General features: G+C 64.2%; 15 protein-coding genes. All 15 read left to right on the top strand.

Annotation, left to right across the window (positions count from 1 at the left end; translation table 11 throughout):
* Nucleotides 1-184 precede the first annotated feature (184 nt).
* The 15 genes from IM543_00560 (at nucleotide 185) to IM543_00490 (ending at nucleotide 18,532) form a co-directional block, all read left to right on the top strand.
* Nucleotides 185-4,915 carry a glutamate synthase subunit alpha gene (locus IM543_00560; GenBank protein ID QOY94457.1) on the top strand — a complete coding sequence of 1,577 codons (4,731 nt, stop codon included), beginning with the start codon at nucleotides 185-187 and terminating at the stop codon, nucleotides 4,913-4,915.
* A gap of 181 nt (nucleotides 4,916-5,096) precedes the next feature.
* Nucleotides 5,097-6,560, top strand: coding sequence for a glutamate synthase subunit beta (locus IM543_00555; protein QOY94456.1), 1,464 nt, complete (start codon nucleotides 5,097-5,099; stop codon nucleotides 6,558-6,560).
* Nucleotides 6,561-7,033: 473 nt separating this feature from the next.
* A complete protein-coding gene (gene ltrA / locus IM543_00550) occupies nucleotides 7,034-8,374 on the top strand; it encodes a group II intron reverse transcriptase/maturase (GenBank protein QOY96450.1) in 1,341 nt (446 codons plus the stop codon).
* Between the two features lie 218 nt (nucleotides 8,375-8,592).
* Complete coding sequence (locus IM543_00545; GenBank protein QOY94455.1) at nucleotides 8,593-10,044, top strand: helix-hairpin-helix domain-containing protein; 1,452 nt, start codon at nucleotides 8,593-8,595, stop codon at nucleotides 10,042-10,044.
* Nucleotides 10,045-10,464: 420 nt separating this feature from the next.
* Entirely contained in the window at nucleotides 10,465-11,268 is an 804-nt protein-coding gene (locus IM543_00540; protein QOY94454.1) for an ABC transporter ATP-binding protein, read from the top strand.
* Nucleotides 11,268-12,050: a lipid asymmetry maintenance ABC transporter permease subunit MlaE gene (gene mlaE / locus IM543_00535; GenBank protein ID QOY96449.1), complete on the top strand. Its 783-nt coding sequence runs from the start codon at nucleotides 11,268-11,270 to the stop codon at nucleotides 12,048-12,050. The genes IM543_00540 and mlaE overlap by 1 nt, the downstream gene beginning before the upstream one ends.
* Before the next feature lie 22 nt (nucleotides 12,051-12,072).
* Nucleotides 12,073-12,546 (top strand): outer membrane lipid asymmetry maintenance protein MlaD, encoded by a 474-nt coding sequence (mlaD, locus tag IM543_00530; GenBank protein QOY94453.1) that lies wholly within the window; start codon nucleotides 12,073-12,075, stop codon nucleotides 12,544-12,546.
* On the top strand, nucleotides 12,543-13,346 hold the full coding sequence (locus tag IM543_00525) for a VacJ family lipoprotein (GenBank protein QOY94452.1): 804 nt from the start codon (nucleotides 12,543-12,545) through the stop codon (nucleotides 13,344-13,346). The genes mlaD and IM543_00525 overlap by 4 nt, the downstream gene beginning before the upstream one ends.
* A 110-nt stretch (nucleotides 13,347-13,456) precedes the next feature.
* Nucleotides 13,457-14,089, top strand: a complete 633-nt coding sequence (locus IM543_00520) for an ABC transporter substrate-binding protein (GenBank protein ID QOY94451.1) — start codon at nucleotides 13,457-13,459, stop codon at nucleotides 14,087-14,089.
* Complete coding sequence (locus tag IM543_00515) at nucleotides 14,089-14,364, top strand: STAS domain-containing protein (protein ID QOY94450.1); 276 nt, start codon at nucleotides 14,089-14,091, stop codon at nucleotides 14,362-14,364. The genes IM543_00520 and IM543_00515 overlap by 1 nt, the downstream gene beginning before the upstream one ends.
* A gap of 246 nt (nucleotides 14,365-14,610) precedes the next feature.
* Nucleotides 14,611-15,558 (top strand): ABC transporter ATP-binding protein, encoded by a 948-nt coding sequence (locus tag IM543_00510; protein ID QOY94449.1) that lies wholly within the window; start codon nucleotides 14,611-14,613, stop codon nucleotides 15,556-15,558.
* Nucleotides 15,555-16,322: an ABC transporter permease gene (locus IM543_00505; GenBank protein QOY94448.1), complete on the top strand. Its 768-nt coding sequence runs from the start codon at nucleotides 15,555-15,557 to the stop codon at nucleotides 16,320-16,322. The genes IM543_00510 and IM543_00505 overlap by 4 nt, the downstream gene beginning before the upstream one ends.
* A gap of 43 nt (nucleotides 16,323-16,365) precedes the next feature.
* A complete protein-coding gene (locus tag IM543_00500; protein QOY94447.1) occupies nucleotides 16,366-16,602 on the top strand; it encodes a BolA family transcriptional regulator in 237 nt (78 codons plus the stop codon).
* Between the two features lie 2 nt (nucleotides 16,603-16,604).
* A complete protein-coding gene (gene murA, locus IM543_00495; protein ID QOY94446.1) occupies nucleotides 16,605-17,858 on the top strand; it encodes a UDP-N-acetylglucosamine 1-carboxyvinyltransferase in 1,254 nt (417 codons plus the stop codon).
* Nucleotides 17,858-18,532: an ATP phosphoribosyltransferase gene (locus tag IM543_00490; protein ID QOY94445.1), complete on the top strand. Its 675-nt coding sequence runs from the start codon at nucleotides 17,858-17,860 to the stop codon at nucleotides 18,530-18,532. The genes murA and IM543_00490 overlap by 1 nt, the downstream gene beginning before the upstream one ends.
* The last annotated feature ends 13 nt before the right edge of the window (nucleotides 18,533-18,545 follow it).

Below are 18,545 nucleotides of genomic sequence, written 5' to 3'. Positions count from 1 at the left end.
ATCAGACACTTACCAGACAATTCACCCCTATCGCCGGCTCTCGTCTGACTCTGTCCCCAATTAATCGAATCTTCAGAAAGTTGTCAAACAATTCGACTCTGACCCTAATTGTTGTGGTTGCGGGTTCTGCTGCGTTGCACTATTCTCGATTTTCAACCCCCGATAAAGCTGTGGAGATTGCCTCATGATTGCCCAAGGTTTGTACGATCCCGCCAATGAGCACGATGCCTGCGGCGTCGGTTTCATCGCCCATATCAAGGGCAACAAGAGCCACTCGATCATCGAGCAGGGCCTGCAGATCCTGAAGAACCTCGACCACCGCGGCGCGGTCGGTGCCGATCCCCTGATGGGCGACGGCGCCGGTATCCTGATCCAGATCCCGGACCAGTACTTCCGCGACGAAATGGCCAGGCAGGGCGTGGAACTGCCGCCGCCCGGCGAGTACGGCGTCGGCATGGTGTTCCTGCCGAAGGAACACGCCTCGCGCATCGCTTGTGAACAAGAAATCGAACGCGCCGTGCGCATCGAAGGCCAGGTCGTGCTCGGCTGGCGCAACGTGCCGGTCGACGAGGCCATGCCGATGTCGCCTTTCGTGAAGGCCAAGGAGCCCGTGATCCGCCAGATCTTCATCGGCCGCGGCCCGGACATCATGGTCACCGATGCGCTCGAGCGCAAGCTCTACGTCATCCGCAAGTCGTCCGGCCACGCGATCCAGGCCTTGAAGCTCCTGCACGGCAAGGAGTTCTTCGTGCCTTCGATGTCGGCCCGCACCATCGTCTATAAAGGCCTGCTGCTGGCCGACCAGGTCGGCGTCTACTACCGCGACCTGCAGGATCCGCGCTGCATCTCGGCCCTGGCGCTGGTGCACCAGCGCTTCTCGACCAACACCTTCCCGGAATGGCCGCTGGCCCACCCCTACCGCCTGATCGCGCACAACGGCGAGATCAACACCGTCAAGGGCAACTTCAACTGGACCCGCGCCCGCGAAGGCATGCTCAAATCCGCCGTGCTGGGCGAAGACCTGGGCAAGCTGTTCCCGCTGATCTATGAAGGCCAGTCCGACACCGCCTGTTTCGACAATGCGCTCGAACTGCTGGTGATGGCCGGCTATCCCGTCGCCCAGGCGATGATGATGATGATCCCGGAAGCCTGGGAAAACCACACGTCGATGGACGACAACCGCCGCGCCTTCTACGAATACCACGCCGCGATGATGGAACCCTGGGACGGCCCGGCCGCCATGGCCTTCACCGACGGCCGCCACATCGGCGGCACCCTGGACCGCAACGGCCTGCGCCCGGCGCGCTACGTCATCACCGAGGACGACCTGGTGGTCATGGCGTCCGAATCCGGCGTGCTGCCGATTCCCGAATCGCGCATCGTCAAGAAATGGCGCCTGCAGCCGGGCAAGATGTTCCTGATCGACCTGGAAGCCGGCCGCATCATCGACGACAAGGAGCTCAAGGACACCTACTCGAACGCCAAGCCCTATAAAGCCTGGATCAAGTCGGTGCGCATCAAGCTCAATGAAATCAAGCTGTCGGAAAGCCAGCTGGCGCAGAACCGCGGCAAGGACGGTGCGAGCCACGGCGCAGCGCAGGGTGAACGGGCCGCGATCCCGCTGCTCGACCGCCAGCAAGCCTTCGGCTACACCCAGGAAGACCTGAAGTTCCTGATGGCGCCGATGGCGGTGCTGGGCGAGGAAGCCACGGGCTCGATGGGCAACGACTCGCCGCTGGCGGTGATGTCGAACAAGCTCAAACCTTTGTATAACTACTTTAAACAATTGTTTGCGCAAGTGACCAACCCGCCGATCGACCCGATCCGCGAAAGCATGGTGATGTCGCTGGTGTCCTTCATCGGCCCCAAGCCGAACCTGCTGGACACCAACAACGTCAACCCGCCGATGCGCCTGGAAGTGGCGCAGCCGATCCTCGGCTTCGACGACATGGCGCGCCTGCGCGCCATCAGCCAGCACACCGGCGGCAAGTTCAAGTCGTATGAGCTGAACATCTGCTATCCGGTCGCCTGGGGCAAGGAAGGCATCGAAGCCTGCCTGGCCTCGCTGTGCGCGGAAGCCGTCGATGCGGTCAAGTCGGGTCACAACATCCTGATCGTCTCGGACCGCAACCTCTCGCCTGAACAGGTCGCGATTCCCGCGCTGCTGGCCACTTCGACCATCCACCAGCACCTGGTCGGGCGCGGCCTGCGCGCCTCCACCGGCCTGGTGGTCGAAACCGGTTCGGCGCGCGAGACCCACCACTTCGCCCTGCTGGCAGGCTACGGCGCCGAAGCCGTGCACCCCTACCTGGCGCTGGAAACGCTCAGCGACCTGGCGCACAGCCTGCCGCACGAGAAGGATGCCGACAAGGCGATCCATAACTACACCAAGGCGGTCGGCAAGGGCCTGATGAAGGTGATGTCCAAGATGGGCATCTCCACCTACATGTCCTACTGCGGCGCGCAGATCTTCGAAGCCGTGGGCCTGAACAAGTCGCTGGTCGACAAGTACTTCCGCGGCACCTCCTCCACCGTCGAAGGCATCGGCCTGTTCGAAGTGGCCGAGGAAGCGCTGCGCCTGCACGCGCTCGCCTTCGGCAGCGACCCGGTGCTGGCCAACGCGCTCGACACCGGCGGCGAGTACGCCTTCCGCGTGCGCGGCGAAGACCACCTGTGGACCCCGGACGCCATTGCGAAACTGCAGCACTCGACCCGCGCCAACAACTACAGCACCTACAAGGAATACGCGCAGATCATCAACGACCAGACCCGCCGCCACCTGACCCTGCGCGGCCTGTTCGAATTCAAGATCGATCCCTCGAAGGCGATTGCGCTGGAAGAAGTCGAGCCGGCCAAGGACATCGTCAAGCGCTTCGCCACCGGCGCCATGTCGCTCGGTTCGATCAGCACCGAAGCCCACGCCACCCTGGCGATTGCCATGAACCGCATCGGCGGCAAGAGCAACACGGGCGAGGGCGGCGAAGATCCGGCGCGCTACCTCAACGAATTCAAGGGCATCAAGATCAGCAAGGGCGAAACGCTGGCATCAGTGCTCGGCGCCGGGCGCGTGATGGTCGACATCCCGCTCGAAGAAGGCGATTCGCTGCGCTCGAAGATCAAGCAGGTGGCCTCGGGCCGCTTCGGCGTCACCGCCGAATACCTGGCCGCGGCCGACCAGATCCAGATCAAGATGGCGCAAGGCGCCAAGCCGGGCGAGGGCGGCCAGCTGCCGGGCCATAAGGTGTCCGAGTACATCGCCAGCTTGCGCTTCTCGGTTCCGGGCGTGGGCCTGATCTCGCCGCCGCCGCACCACGACATCTACTCGATCGAAGACCTGGCGCAGCTGATCCACGACCTCAAGAACGCCAACCCGCGGGCCTCGATCTCGGTCAAGCTGGTGTCGGAAGTGGGCATCGGCACCGTGGCCGCGGGCGTCTCGAAGGCCAAGGCCGACCATGTGGTGGTCGCCGGCCACGACGGCGGCACCGGCGCCTCGCCGCTGTCCTCGGTCAAGCACGCCGGCACCCCATGGGAGCTGGGCCTGGCCGAGACCCAGCAGACGCTGGTCCTGAACGGCCTGCGCAGCCGCATCCGGGTGCAGGCGGATGGCCAGATGCGCACCGGCCGCGACGTGGTGGTGGCCGCCATGCTGGGCGCCGACGAAATCGGTTTTGCGACCGCGCCGCTGGTGGTGGAAGGCTGCATCATGATGCGCAAGTGCCACCTGAATACCTGCCCGGTGGGCGTGGCCACGCAAGACCCGGTGCTGCGCGCCAAGTTCCAGGGTAAGCCAGAGCACGTGGTGAACTACTTCTTCTTCGTGGCCGAAGAAGCGCGCCAGATCATGGCGCAGCTGGGCATCCGCAGCTACGACGAACTGATCGGCCGCACCGACCTGCTCGACAAGGCACGCGCGATCCAGCACTGGAAGGCGCAGGGCCTGGACTTCTCGAACATCTTCTACCAGCCGAAGCATGAATCGCCGCGCGCGCTGTACCATACCGACGCCCAGGACCATGGCCTCGACAAGGCGCTGGACCACAAGCTGATCGCCCAGGCCAAGGCCGCGCTGGAGAAGGGCGAACGGGTCTCCTTCATCTCGCCGGTGAAGAACCTGAACCGCACCGTGGGCACCATGCTGTCGGGCGAAGTGGCCAAGCGCTACGGCCATGCCGGCCTGCCCGACGACACCATCCACATCCAGTTGCAGGGCACCGCCGGCCAGTCGGCCGCGGCCTTCCTGGCCAGCGGCATCACGATCGACCTGGTGGGTGAGGGCAACGACTACGTCGGCAAAGGCCTGTCGGGCGGCCGCATCATCGTGCGTCCGAACACCGAGTTCCGTGGCTGGGCAGTGGACAACATCATCGTCGGCAATACGGTGCTGTATGGCGCGATTGCGGGCGAGGCCTTCTTCAACGGCGTGGCGGGCGAGCGTTTCGCGGTGCGTAACTCGGGCGCCACGGCGGTGGTCGAGGGCTGCGGCGACCACGGTTGCGAATACATGACCGGCGGCACCGTGGTGGTGCTGGGCGAGACCGGCCGCAACTTCGCGGCGGGCATGTCGGGCGGCGTCGCCTACGTGTACGACCCGACGGGCGAGTTCGAAGGCAAGTGCAATATGTCGATGGTGAACCTGGAGCCGGTGTTGACCACCAAGCAGCAAGGCCAGGCCGGCTGGCACAGCCAGACCCGCGACGGCGAGCGCGAATCGGACGAAACCATCCTGCGCCGCCTGATCGAGCGCCACTTCAAGCACACGGGTTCGACCCGCGCGCGCAACCTGCTCGACGACTGGGCCAACAGCCGCGGCAAGTTCGTCAAGGTCTTCCCGACCGACTACAAGCGCGCGCTCGAGGAGATGCACAACTCGAGCATGGAAGAAGCGAACGACAAGATCGAGCTGGAGGCGTAAGGCAAACGGCGGCGCGCCGACAAGGCATCCAGTATCACGACATTTAGCACGTCATCCCGGCGCAGGCAGGGCCCCAGGTTCTGCAAGCGCCGACGATACGCGAGCAGACTTGGGTTCCGGCCTTCGCCGGAACGACGGCAAGGAGCCAGCATCGGCTCCGAGGGACGAAAAGGAAAACAACGTGGGCAAAATTACCGGCTTCATGGAATTCGAACGGCAGGAAGAGGGCCACCTCGCGCCGCAAGATCGCGTCAAGAACTACAAGGAATTCGTGCTGACCCTGACCGACGGCCAGGCCAAGGTGCAGGGCGCGCGCTGCATGGATTGCGGCATCCCTTTCTGTAGCACGGGCTGCCCGGTCAACAACCAGATCCCCGACTGGAACGACCTGGTCTATCACGGCAACTACCGTGCGGCCGTCGAGAACCTCCATTCGACCAACAACTTCCCCGAGTTCACCGGCCGCATCTGCCCGGCGCCCTGCGAGTCGGCCTGCACGCTGGGCATCAACGACGAGCCGGTCGGCATCAAGTCGATCGAGCGCAAGATCGCCGACGCCGGCTGGGAACACGGCTGGATCGTGCCGCAGCCCGCTGCCGCCAAGACCGGCAGGAAGGTCGCCGTGATCGGTTCCGGACCGGCCGGCCTGGCCGCCGCCCAGCAGCTGGCGCGGGTCGGCCACGACGTGACGGTGTTCGAGAAGAGCGACCGCATCGGCGGCCTGCTGCGCTACGGCATCCCCGACTTCAAGATGGAGAAGGGCCTGATCGACCGTCGCGTCGAGCAGATGAAGGCCGAGGGTGTCACGTTCCGCACCAGTGTCCTGGTCGGCAAGGACTTCCCGGCCACGGTCAGCAACATGGCACGCGACACCATCTTCCCGGAAGACCTGGAGAAGGAATTCGATGCCGTGGTCCTGGCCGGCGGCGCCGAGCAGCCGCGCGACTTGCCGGTGCCGGGCCGCGAACTCAAGGGCGTGCATTTCGCCATGGACTTCCTGCCGCAGCAGAACCGGGTCAATGCCGGCGACAAGCTCAAGGACCAGATCAAGGCGACGGCCAAGCACGTGGTCGTGATCGGCGGCGGCGACACCGGCTCCGACTGCGTCGGCACCTCGAACCGCCATGGCGCCGCGTCCGTCACCCAGTTCGAACTGATGCCGATGCCGCCGGAGCACGAAAACAAGCCGCTGGTCTGGCCCTACTGGCCGACCCGCCTGCGCACCTCGTCCTCGCACGAGGAAGGCTGCCAGCGCGACTGGGCGGTGGCGACCAAGCGCCTGGAAGGCAAGGGCGGCAAGGTGGACAAGCTGGTCGCCTGCCGCGTCGAGTGGAAGGACGGCAAGATGCAGGAAGTGCCGGACTCGGAATTCGAGATGAAGGCCGACCTGGTGTTCCTGGCGATGGGTTTCGTTTCGCCGGTGCAGAACGTGCTGGATGCCTTCGGCGTGCAGAAGGATGCGCGCGGCAATGCCCGCGCTGCGACCGAAGGCGAGAAGTCGTACCAGACGTCGAAGCCGAACGTCTTCGCCGCCGGCGACATGCGCCGCGGCCAGTCGCTGGTCGTGTGGGCGATCCGCGAAGGCCGCCAGTGCGCGCGCGCGGTCGACGAGTTCCTGATGGGGAGTTCGGTGCTGCCGCGATAATCCGTGCCGCCGCCGGGCGGCGCTGGAAGGACGCAAGGCCTCTTCGGAGGCCTTTTTTTATGTGCGCCCAGCATGGGCGCACTCTTGTGGGTGAAAGTCCCGCCGCGAGCTGACCACAGCGAGCGAAGCGAAGCACAACTGCATGAGGGCGACCGAGTGTGGAGAGGAAGTGTGGAGCGAAACTGCGAGCCGATGGACAAGAATCGGATACAAGGCGCTGCCGAGCAGGACGAGCGGGCATGAAACCGCGAAGTTCTTGTGGTCAAGGCGAAGCGGCGTAAATCCGGCGGTTGTGCAGGGAAGGAGTGCGTTCTTACCTGGGGAGATCTCGCCTCATGCCTAAAAGGGCGACGATGAAAAAAAAATCGGAGCGAGAAGTCAGCAGAGGCCGTAGTAGCTGAGTTTTTTTTTAGCGAAGGGCCGAACGAGTAGGAGTGTCGAACAACTTGTCGATGAATCGTGTACAGCATCAGATGCCCGCAACAGCGGGGCGGGTCGCAGTAAGGCGGGGTGAAGCCTCGTCTAAAGTGACCAGCGATGAAACACGGTTCCCGCGACAGGACTCGGCAGACACAGGGCGAGACTTGCTTGAGCAAGCGCTCGCGAGGGAGAACATGCAACGCGCGTGGAAACGTGTGAAGGCGAACAAGGGAGCTGCAGGCGTCGATGGTCTGGACATTGCCCGGACCGGGCAACACCTGAAGCACGTTTGGCCGACCATCAAGCAGCAACTGATGGCAGGCACGTATCGGCCAATGCCGGTGCGGCGCGTCGGCATTCCGAAGCCGGATGGAAGCGAGCGTGAACTGGGGATACCCACCGTGACCGACCGTTTGATTCAGCAGGCACTATTGCAGGTGCTACAACCGCTGATCGATCCCACCTTTAGTGAACACAGCCATGGGTTCCGGCCCGGCCGGCGTGCGCGTGATGCCGTGCTTGCAGCACAGCAGTACGTGCAGGAAGGCTACCGCACCGTGGTCGACGTCGATCTGTCGAAGTTCTTTGATCGGGTCAACCACGACATCCTGATCGACCGCCTGAGGAAACGCGTGAACGACGCTGGAATCATCCGGCTGGTGCGCGCCTACCTGAACGCGGGGATCATGGACGGCGGCGTGGTGGTTGAACGGGGGGAAGGGACGCCGCAAGGCGGACCGCTCTCACCGCTTCTGGCCAACGTGCTTCTCGACGAGGTGGATCGGATCCTGGAACGACAGGGGCACCGCTTTGCCCGCTATGCCGATGACTGTAATGTATATGTGCGCAGTCAGAAGGCAGGCGAGCGTGTGATGGCCCTGCTCAAGCGTCGATACGACAGGCTGCACTTGAAGATCAACGAATCGAAAAGTGCGGTAAGCCAGGCGTTTGGCCGCAAATTTCTGGGCTATGAGTTATGGATGGCTCCGAGAGGCGAGGTGAAGCGGGCGGTGACGAAGAAGGCGCTGGAGGCGTTTCGGCAAAAGATCAGGCAACTCACCCGCCGATCTGGCGGGCGAAGCATCCAACAGGTGATTGAAGGCTTGCGCCTCTACGTACTGGGATGGAAAGGCTACTTTGGCCTGGCGCAAACTCCGCGCGTCCTGCTCACGCTGGGCGAGTGGATGCGTCATCGGCTGCGGGCCATCCACCTCAAGCACTGGAAGCGTGGCACGACGATATACCGGGAGCTGCTGAAGCTAGGGGCAAATCCGAATGTCGCTTTGCTGGTGGCTAGAAACAGCCACCGCTGGTGGCGCAACAGCCGCCTTGCCCTGAACAAGGTGCTGACGATTGCCTACTTCGATCGTCTTGGCATGCCTCGCCTCACTTAACCTCAACTACTCGAACCGCCCGGTGCGGACCCGCATGCCGGGTGGTGTGGGAGGGGCCGGTCAGCATGCTGACCGCCCCTATCCCGATGCACGCAAGTACCAGGTCGTACATATTCGATTGTTCACACGAGTGCATCGGAACCCGCTATCCTCGCGCTGTTTTTTTGCGATCCGACCTCATGCTGAAGCACGTGTTCCGAACCATTTGTCTTGTTGTGATGTCCGTCGCCGCCGCCGCCGCCGCCGGCGCCGCCGAGCTGGGCGTGCTGGTTCCGCTGTCCGGCGCGCAGGGGATGCTGACCCGCCCCGCTCCCGGAGGCAAGGCGGAAGCGCCGGTAGTGAAGCGGGTCCGGGAAGGCAAGCTGTTCGAGGCCATCCAGCACGAAGCGCGGCACGGCTTCACGGCGACCGCGCTGGCGCTGGACGAGCTGGCGATGCGCAGCGCCGGCCAGGGCGCGCGCACCACATGGCTCATGCTGTCGCAGGAAGACGGCGGCTTTGCGCGGCGCGGCTTCTGGCTCGAGGAAGGCGCGGCGCTGCGCTGGATGGACGAGCCGATGGTCGACCTGGTCGTCGATGCCGCCAGCGTCGCCGACGGCAGTTTCGAGGAAATCTTCGCGCACGAACTGGGACACGTGATGCTGCGCCGCCTGCTGCCGAACCTGCCGCACGGGTATTCGCGCGCACCGCACCACAGCTTCAGCATCACCGACCAGCAGACCGCCTTCGACGAAGGCTGGGCCATCCACTTCCAGGGACTGGCGCGGCGCTTCACCCTGAACCAGCGCCTGCGCGCCGAGGACGCCGGCCTGGAAGGCAAGCCCTATCTGCCGCTCTGGTTGAGCAACCTGGACCGTGCGACGCGCATCGACGGCATGCGCCGCAACTGGTTCGTGCACCGCCAGGTGCCGCTCCCGGCCATGGCCGACCCGATCCAGGCGCGCCAGCTATCGACGCTGTTCGACCGCGCCCGACTCAAGAATGCGGCGCAAATGCTTGCCTCCGAAGGCGTCGTCGCCACCTTCTTCTACCGCCACCTAGTGCCGCCGCCGGGGCAGGATGCCGGCCTGGAGACGCGCTACGCAGCGATGTTCGCAGCCCTGCGCGTGCTGTCGGCCGAGCCGCTCACCGTGACGACCCCGCTCGTGCCGGCCCTGGCGCAGGTGCTGCTGCGCACTAGCCCGGAGCAGGGCAAGCGCTTCATTGCGACGCTGATGGAGGTCAGCCATGGCGCGCTGGCCTCGCCGCGGCTGGCCGCCGCGGCCGAGGCGCTGGCGCAGCCGGGGCGTGTCGGTGACGCCGCGGCCTTCGTGCCCATGCTGCAGGCGGCGCGCAAGCAATTCGCGGCAGAGCTGGAACAGGTGACCGCCCATCCGGAACGCCTGGCCGCCCACGCCGGGCCGGCAGTGTGGCTGCTGCTGCCCACGCCCGGCGCCGGGGGAGAAAGTGTCGTCATCGACCTGAACACCGCGGAGCGGGAGCACCTGCTCGCCTTGCCCGGCATCGATGCCGGCGCCGCCGGGCGCGCCCTGCACAGCCGCGCCACGGGCGGACACTTCTACAGCATCGAGGACTTCGCGGCCCGTGCCGGGCTCGCTCCTGAGGGCAGGCTTGCGCTGGCAGCAATGGCCCAGGCAGCGAGCAGGCTCGGCCCACACGTGCGCGACTAGCCCCGGCTGCCCGAGGGCACGCACGCCCGGTACTGTGGGCATAGTCCAACACTTATGTTGGGTTCTGTGCCGATTACTGTACTTATGTGCGTACCCGCACGACCAAAAGTCACGCAAGTTCCTTACGCTGAGGCTTATTGCACTGCATCACATGACAGGCAATGTGACGCCGATCCGACCGCTCTTGGCTGCCGGATAAATATGTTGCTTCATAGAATATGTTTCTTAGTTGAAATAAACTGTCATGTTGACAGATAGATATGTCCTTTTAAAAACAGCATCTTAGGCGCCGAAATATCTGACCCGCCGGTTATTTTTGTTGCAAGGGTACGTCAAGGCGGCTGCTGGAAATGGGCCACCTCAAGCGGGGCTTAAGCTTTCTGCACTACAATAACGGATTACCCAAATATTAATCACGCTGTGTCGAACCTAGTCGAAATCCGCGATCTGCACTTTGCGTACGGAGAGCGTTCCATCCTGTCGAACCTCCGCATGGACTTTCCACGCGGCAAGCTCGTGGCCGTCATGGGCGGCTCGGGCTGTGGCAAGACCACGGTCCTGCGCCTGATCGGCGGCCAGATCCGCCCGCAGCGCGGCGAGGTGCGCGTGGGCGGCGAAGTCGTGCACAAGCTCAATACCGAAGGCCTGTACCGCCTGCGCCGCCGCATGGGCATGCTGTTCCAGTTCGGCGCGCTGTTCACCGACCTGTCGGTGTTCGACAACGTGGCTTTCCCGCTGCGCGAGCACACCGACCTGCCTGAAGAAGTGATCCGTGACCTGGTCCTCATGAAGCTCAATGCGGTAGGCCTGCGCAACGCGCACCGCCTGAAGCCGGCCGAGATCTCGGGCGGCATGGCGCGCCGGGTCGCGGTTGCCCGTGCGGTGGCCCTGGACCCCGAACTGATCATGTACGACGAGCCCTTCGCCGGCCTCGATCCGATCTCGATGGGCGTGACCGCCAACCTGATCCGCAACCTGAACGATGCCCTCGGTTCGACCTCGATCCTGGTGTCGCACGACGTCCACGAGTGCTTCGCGATCGCCGACTACGTGTATTTCATGTCGGCGGGCAAGATCGTCGCCGAAGGCACGCCAGACGACCTGCGCGTCTCGGAAGACCCGTACGTGAAACAGTTCGTGAATGCCGCGCCGGACGGCCCGGTGCCCTTCCATTATCCGGGCAAGTCGCTGGCCGACGACCTCGGCCTGGGAGTGCGCAAATGATGATCACGCGCTTCCTGGAAACCGTCGGCCGCACCGTGCGCGAAGCCGTCGCCAGCGTCGGCTTCTCCACCCGTTCCTTCTTCAACCTGCTCGGCGTCTCGCCCGGCGCCTTCAAGCGTCCGGCCCTGATTTCCGAACAGGTCCATTTCATCGGCAACTATTCGCTGGTGATCATCATCGTGTCCGGCCTGTTCGTCGGCATGGTCCTCGGCCTGCAGGGTTATTACACGCTGAACCAGTACGGGGCCGAGCAGGCCCTCGGCCAGGTGGTGGCGCTGGCGCTGGTACGCGAACTCGGTCCGGTGGTGACCGCGCTGCTGTTCGCCGGCCGCGCCGGCACCTCGCTGACCGCGCAGATCGGTCTGATGAAGGCCGGCGAGCAGCTCTCGGCCATGGAAATGATGGCGATCAACCCGGTCCAGCGCGTGCTGGCGCCGCGCTTCTGGGGCGGCGTGATCGCCATGCCGATCCTGGCGGCCATCTTCTCGGCCGTCGGCGTGTTCGGCGGCTACCTGGTCGGTGTGCAACTGATCGGCGTGGACGAGGGCGCCTTCTGGTCGCAGATGCAGGCCGGCGTGGATGTGCGCGCTGACGTACTGAACGGTGTGCTCAAAAGCTTTATCTTCGGTATCGCGGTCACGTTCACCGCGCTGTTCCAGGGCTACCAGACCAAGCCGACCCCGGAAGACGTCTCGCGCGCTACCACGCGCACCGTCGTCATCGCATCGCTGATGGTCTGGGGCCTGGACTTCGTCATGACCGCACTGATGTTCAACAAATAATAAGTTCTACTAGGGTATTCGTATGCACCGCAAAACTATCGACGTCTGGGTTGGCCTGTTTGTCCTGCTGGGCGCGGCCTCGCTGCTGTTCCTGGCCCTGCAGGCAGGCAACATGAGCACGATTTCGTTCAGCAAGACCTATGCCGTGACCGCCAAGTTCAACAATATTGGCGGGCTCAAGCCGCAGGCGCCGGTCAAGAGCGCCGGCGTGGTGGTCGGCCGCGTCGGTGAAATTACCTTCGACGACAAGACCTACCAGGCGCTCGTGCGCCTCGATATGGAGCCAGGCTATAAATTCCCGAAAGACAGCTCGTTGAAGATCTTGACTGCTGGCCTGCTGGGCGAGCAATACATCGGTATCGAACCGGGCGGCGAAATCGAGAACCTGGTCGATGGCGACCGCATCAACCGTACCCAGTCGGCCACGGTGCTCGAAGACCTGATCAACCAATTTATCTATAGCAAAGCCGCTGAAGGCAAGGAAGGTAGCGAATGAAGCACACGCCACACCGTATTTCCGGTCGCATGCCCGGCCTGGCGGCCATCGGCGCCGCCCTGCTGCTGACCGGCTGCGCCACGACGCAGAATCCGCAAGACCCGCTGGAGGGCTATAACCGAGCCGTGTTCCGGTTCAACGATGCGGTCGACCGCACCGTGCTCAAGCCGACCGCCACCGCCTACAAGAACGTGACGCCGGGCTTCATGCAAACAGGCGTCAACAATTTCTTCGGCAACCTGTCCGATGCCTGGAGCGCGGTCAACAATTTGCTGCAGGGCAAGGGCCAGGCTGGCATGGGTGACGTAACCCGTGTCGCGTTCAATTCGACCTTCGGCATCTTCGGCCTGCTCGATATCGCCTCGGAAGCCGGTATTCCGAAGCACAACGAGGATTTCGGCCAGACCCTGGGCGTATGGGGTTTCCCGAGCGGCCCCTACTTGATGTTGCCGCTGTTGGGCCCATCTACGGTACGTGATACCGCCGCTCTGCCTGCCGACATCGGCGCCGATATCTGGAAGTACAAGCGTCCTGATAACTGGCGCAACATCGGCTCGGCCATCCGCGTCGTCGACAAGCGCGCCACCCTGCTGGACGCGTCCAGTCTGCTGGAAGACGCTGCCCTCGACCGCTACGAGTTCATCCGCGACGGTTACCTGCAACGCCGCCAGAGCCAGGTCTACGACGGCAACGTGCCGTATCAGGACGAGGCGGATGCGGCTGCCACCAGCAACGCCGAGCCGGCTGCCGATCCGGCCGGCACGGGGGCGGTGGAGCCGCCCGCCAAGCCGTCGAACTAACAAACGCTTACACAACCGGTGTCATCCGTAAAACGGCACAAAGAGTTAACCAGGGATATGCCTCGCCGACACCTTGCTCGGCAAGGCCCCCTAGATAAGGAAAACGACACATGAAACCAATCATCCAGCTGATCGCTGCAGCAAGCGCCACCATCGCCTTTGCCACCTCCGCCATCGCCGCCGAAGCACCGGACGCGCTGGTCAAGCGCATCAGCGCCGACGTCATCGAGACCGTCAAGGCCGACAAGGACATCCAGGGCGGCAACCGCAACAAGATCATGGACCTGGTGAATTCCAAGATCCTGCCGCACGTCGACACCGAGAAGATGACGCGCCAGGCGGCCGGTCGCTTCTGGCGCCAGGCCACGCCGGAACAGCAAAAGGCACTGACCAAGGAATTCACCAGCCTGCTGGTCTATACCTATGCCGGCGCGCTGTCGCAGATCAAGAACGAAACCGTCGAGTTCAAGCCGTTCCGTGCCGAGGCCGGTGCGAACGATGTCGAAGTGCGTTCGCAGGTGAACGTCGCCCGCGGCGAGCCGATCACCCTGAACTACCGCCTGAGCAATGGTCCGCAAGGCTGGAAGATCTACGACATCAACGTGCTGGGCGCCTGGCTGGTCCAGACCTACACCAGCACCTTCGCCAGCGAGATCCAGAAGAACGGCATCGATGGCCTGATCAAGAAGCTGGCCGAGCGTAACCAGCAGCTGGCTTCCAAGCCGCTGAAAGCGCCGAAGTAATGGCCGAAGCCAATCCCATGCTCTCGCTCGACGCCCTGACTTTCGGTAGCGCCAAAGGCGCCCTCGAGCAGGGCTGCACGGCGATCGCTGCCGGCGAGACCGTGTTCGACCTGGGCGGCGTCAGCGCCGCCGATTCGTCCGGCGTCGCGGTGCTGCTGGCCTGGCAGCGCCGCGCGCGCGCCGCCAACCAGCGCCTGAGCTTCATCAACGTTCCCCAGAACGTGCAAAAGCTGGCCGCGCTGTATGGCGTGGACCAGCTCATTTCGCAGTCATGATGTGGTAGGGTGGTCGGCTCCGCCGACCGCGCGTTCAGCCAGGGCAAGATCAGCCGTATCATCTGTTCACAGGTGATTTGAACGCGCGGGCGGCAAAGCCGCCCACCCTACGAACCCCTCGACTCTCGTCGAACCGACGCAGTCGGCTCAAAATTCCCCGCCGGCCTCTTGTATTTGCGATTTCCCCTATAATGGGCCGTTTCCCCGCAAGGTCCCGGCGCGCCCGCGCTACCCCTCCAAACAAGAATGACAGCGATCCAGATTAACAGCGTCGAAAAAAGCTACAAGGGCCTCAAGGCCCTCAAGGGCGTTTCGATGAACATCGAGGAAGGCGAGTTCTTCGGCCTTCTCGGCCCCAACGGCGCCGGCAAGACCACCCTGATCTCCACCGTGGCCGGTTTGATCCGCCCGGACGCGGGCAGCGTCAAGATCCATGGCCACGACGTGGTGAGCGACTTCCGCGAAGCGCGCAAGCGCCTGGGGGTGGTACCGCAGGAGCTGGTGTTCGATCCCTTCTTCACGGTGCGCGAAACGCTGCGCCTGCAGTCGGGCTACTTCGGCATCAAGAACAACGATGCCTGGATCGACGAGGTGATGCACAACCTGGATCTCACCAACAAGGCCGAGGTCAACATGCGCGCCCTGTCGGGCGGCATGAAGCGCCGCGTGCTGGTGGCCCAGGCGCTGGTGCACAAGCCGCCGGTCATCGTGCTGGACGAGCCCACCGCCGGCGTCGACGTCGAGCTGCGCCAGACCCTGTGGAAGTTCATCTCGCGCCTGAACCGCGAAGGCCACACCGTGGTGCTGACCACCCACTATCTGGAAGAAGCCCAGGCCATGTGCCAGCGCGTGGCCATGCTCAAGCTCGGCGAAGTGGTGGCGCTCGACACCATGGCGGCGCTGCTGCGCCGCGTGTCGGGCTCGCAGCTGGTGGTGCACCTGAAGAGCGGCGCCTTGCCGGAAGGCCTGCGCCACCTGGTGTCGCACGATGAACATGACCAGAACAATGGCAGCGGCAACAAGTACACCCTGCGCGTCAACGACGTCAACGAAGTCGAGCCGATCCTGGCCAGCCTGCGCGCGGGCGGCGCCGTGATCGACGAGATGCAGCTGGAGCAGGCCGACCTGGAAGACATCTTCCTGCAGATCGTCGGCGCGAATGGGGCAAACGAGCAATCCGGAGGCCCGCAATGAGTCTGTTCTCGGTGGGTTTCCGCACCCTGTTCTACAAGGAGGCGCTGCGTTTCTGGAAGGTGGCGACCCAGACCATCGCGGCGCCGGTCGTCACGGCCATGCTGTATCTGCTGATTTTCGGCCACGTCCTGGAAGGCAAGGTCCAGATGCTCGACGGCGTCAGCTATACCGCCTTCCTGATCCCGGGCCTGGTGATGATGAGCGTGCTGCAGAACGCCTTCGCCAACTCGTCCTCGTCCCTGATCCAGTCGAAGATCACCGGCAACCTGGTGTTCATCCTGCTGCCGCCGCTGTCGCACGCCGAGATCCTGTCGGCCTATGTGGGGGCGGCCGTGCTGCGCGGGGTGACGGTGGGCTTCGGCGTATTCGTCATTACCGCCTGGTTCGCACACCTCAGTTTTGTTGCGCCGCTGTGGATCCTGGTGTTCGCCTTCCTGGGCGCCGCCATCCTCGGCACCATGGGCGTCATCGCCGGCATCTGGGCCGAGAAGTTCGACCAGCTGGCCGCTTTCCAGAACTTCCTGATCATGCCGGCCACCTTCCTGGCCGGGGTGTTCTATTCCATTCAAAAACTGCCGCCGTTCTGGCTGGCGGTCTCGCATTTCAACCCGTTCTTTTATATGATTGACGGGTTCCGCTATGGATTCTTCGGCAAGTCCGACGTCTCGCCCTGGACCAGCCTGGCCATCGTGTCGGTGTTCTTCGTGGTGCTGGCAACCATGGCGGTCAATATGCTCAAGCGTGGCTACAAGTTGCGCCACTGATTCGCCTCACCAAGCGCCACCACAGAATTCACTGGAGTTACCCGTGTCGACCACCCCCGAACTGATCCACAGCTACATCAGCGCCGGCCTCGAATGCACCCACCTCGAGGTGCAGGGCGACGGCCAGCATTTCACGGCCGTCATCGTGTCCCCGAGCTTTGCCGGCAAGCGTCCGATCCAGCGCCACCAACTGGTGTATGCAGCGCTCGGCGACCGCATGCGCGAAGAGATCCACGCGTTGTCGATGAAGACCCTCACCCCCGAAGAGTACGGAGGCTAAGCATGGACAAGCTGCAGATCACCGGCGGCAAGCGCCTGGACGGCGACATCGCCATCTCGGGCGCCAAGAACGCGGCGCTGCCCATCCTGTGCGCGGGCCTGTTGACCAGCGGCGACCTCGAGCTGTCGAACGTGCCGCGCCTGCACGACGTGCGCACCATCCTCAAGCTGCTCGCCCAGACCGGCCTGAAGGTGAACCAGGACGACGAGCGCGTCACGCTCAATGGCGCGAACATTACCTCGCTGGAGGCGCCGTACGAGCTGGTCAAGACCATGCGCGCCTCGATCCTGGTGCTCGGCCCGCTGCTGGCGCGCTTCGGCGAAGCCAAGGTCTCGCTGCCGGGCGGCTGCGCGATCGGTTCGCGTCCCGTGGACCAGCACATCAAGGGCTTGCGCCAGATGGGCGCCGAGATCACCATCGAGGGCGGCTACATCCACGCGCGCAGCAACGGCAAGCTCAAGGGCGCGCGCATCCACACCGACATGATCACCGTGACCGGCACCGAGAACCTCCTGATGGCCGCCACCCTGGCCGAGGGCGAGACCGTGCTGGAAAACGCCGCGCGCGAGCCGGAAGTCACCGACCTGGCCAACCTCCTGGTGGCGATGGGCGCGAAGATCGACGGCATCGGCACCGACCGCCTGGTGATCCAGGGCGTCGAAGCGCTGCACGGCGCCCGGCACGCGGTGATCTCGGACCGCATCGAAGCGGCCACCTTCCTGTGCGCGGTGGCGGCCACCGGCGGCGACATCATGCTGCGCAACACCCGCACCGACATCTTCGACGTGGCGCTCGACAAGCTGCGCGAAATCGGCCTGCAGCTCGACGTGGGCACGGACACCATCCGCGCGCGCATGGACGGCCGCCCGCACCCGGTCTCGTTCCGCACCACCGAATACCCGGGCTTCCCGACCGACATGCAGGCCCAGTTCATGGCCGTGAACATCCTGGCCGACGGCCCGAGCCGCGTCACCGAGACCATTTTCGAGAACCGCTTCATGCACGTGCAGGAGATGAACCGCCTCGGCGCGCAGATCTCCACCGAGGGCAATACCGCCTTCATCGAGGGCGTCGACCGCCTGGTCGGCGCGCCCGTGATGGCGACCGACCTGCGTGCCTCGGCCTCGTTGGTGATCGCCGGCATGGCAGCCGAGGGCACCACCCTGGTCGACCGTATCTACCACCTCGATCGCGGCTACGACCGCATGGAAGTGAAACTCTCGGCGGTAGGCGCCGACATCGTCCGCATCAAGTAATGACAACAATAGACAAACACGGCGAGCCCGGGCTGATCCTGGCGCTCTCCAAAGGCCGCATCTTCGAAGACACCCTGCCGCTGCTGGCGGCGGCCGGCATCACCGTCACCGAGAATCCGGAAACCTCGCGCAAGCTGATCCTGCCGACCAACGACCCGGGCGTGCGCGTGCTGATCGTGCGCGCCAGCGACGTGCCGACCTATGTCCAGCACGGCGCCGCCGATTTCGGCGTGGCCGGCAAGGACGTGCTGCTCGAGCATGGCGGCGAAGGCCTGTACCAGCCGATCGACCTGCGCATCGCGAGCTGCCGCATGTCGGTGGCGGTGAACGCCGGCTTCGACTACGAGACCGCGGTGCGCCAGGGCGCGCGCCTGCGGGTGGCGACCAAGTTCGTCAACACCGCGCGCGAGCACTTCGCCAGCAAGGGTGTGCACGTCGACCTGATCAAGCTGTACGGCTCGATGGAGCTGGCGCCGCTGGTCGGCCTGTCCGACGCCATCGTCGACGTGGTCTCGACCGGCGGCACCCTGCGCGCCAACAACCTGGTCGAAGTCGAAAAGATCATGGACATCTCCTCGCGCCTGGTGGTCAACCAGGCTGCGCTCAAGCTCAAGCGCGAGCGCCTGCAACCGATCCTCGATGCCTTCCAGAAGGCATCGGCACAACAAGGCTGAGACAAGGTAACCC

The sequence above is a fragment of the Massilia sp. UMI-21 genome (assembly GCA_015277795.1).
In the GTDB taxonomy this organism is placed as follows: Bacteria; Pseudomonadota; Gammaproteobacteria; order Burkholderiales; family Burkholderiaceae_D; genus Telluria.
Note: the sequence above shows the minus strand (reverse complement) of the source record. Positions and strands in the feature narration are given on the sequence as shown.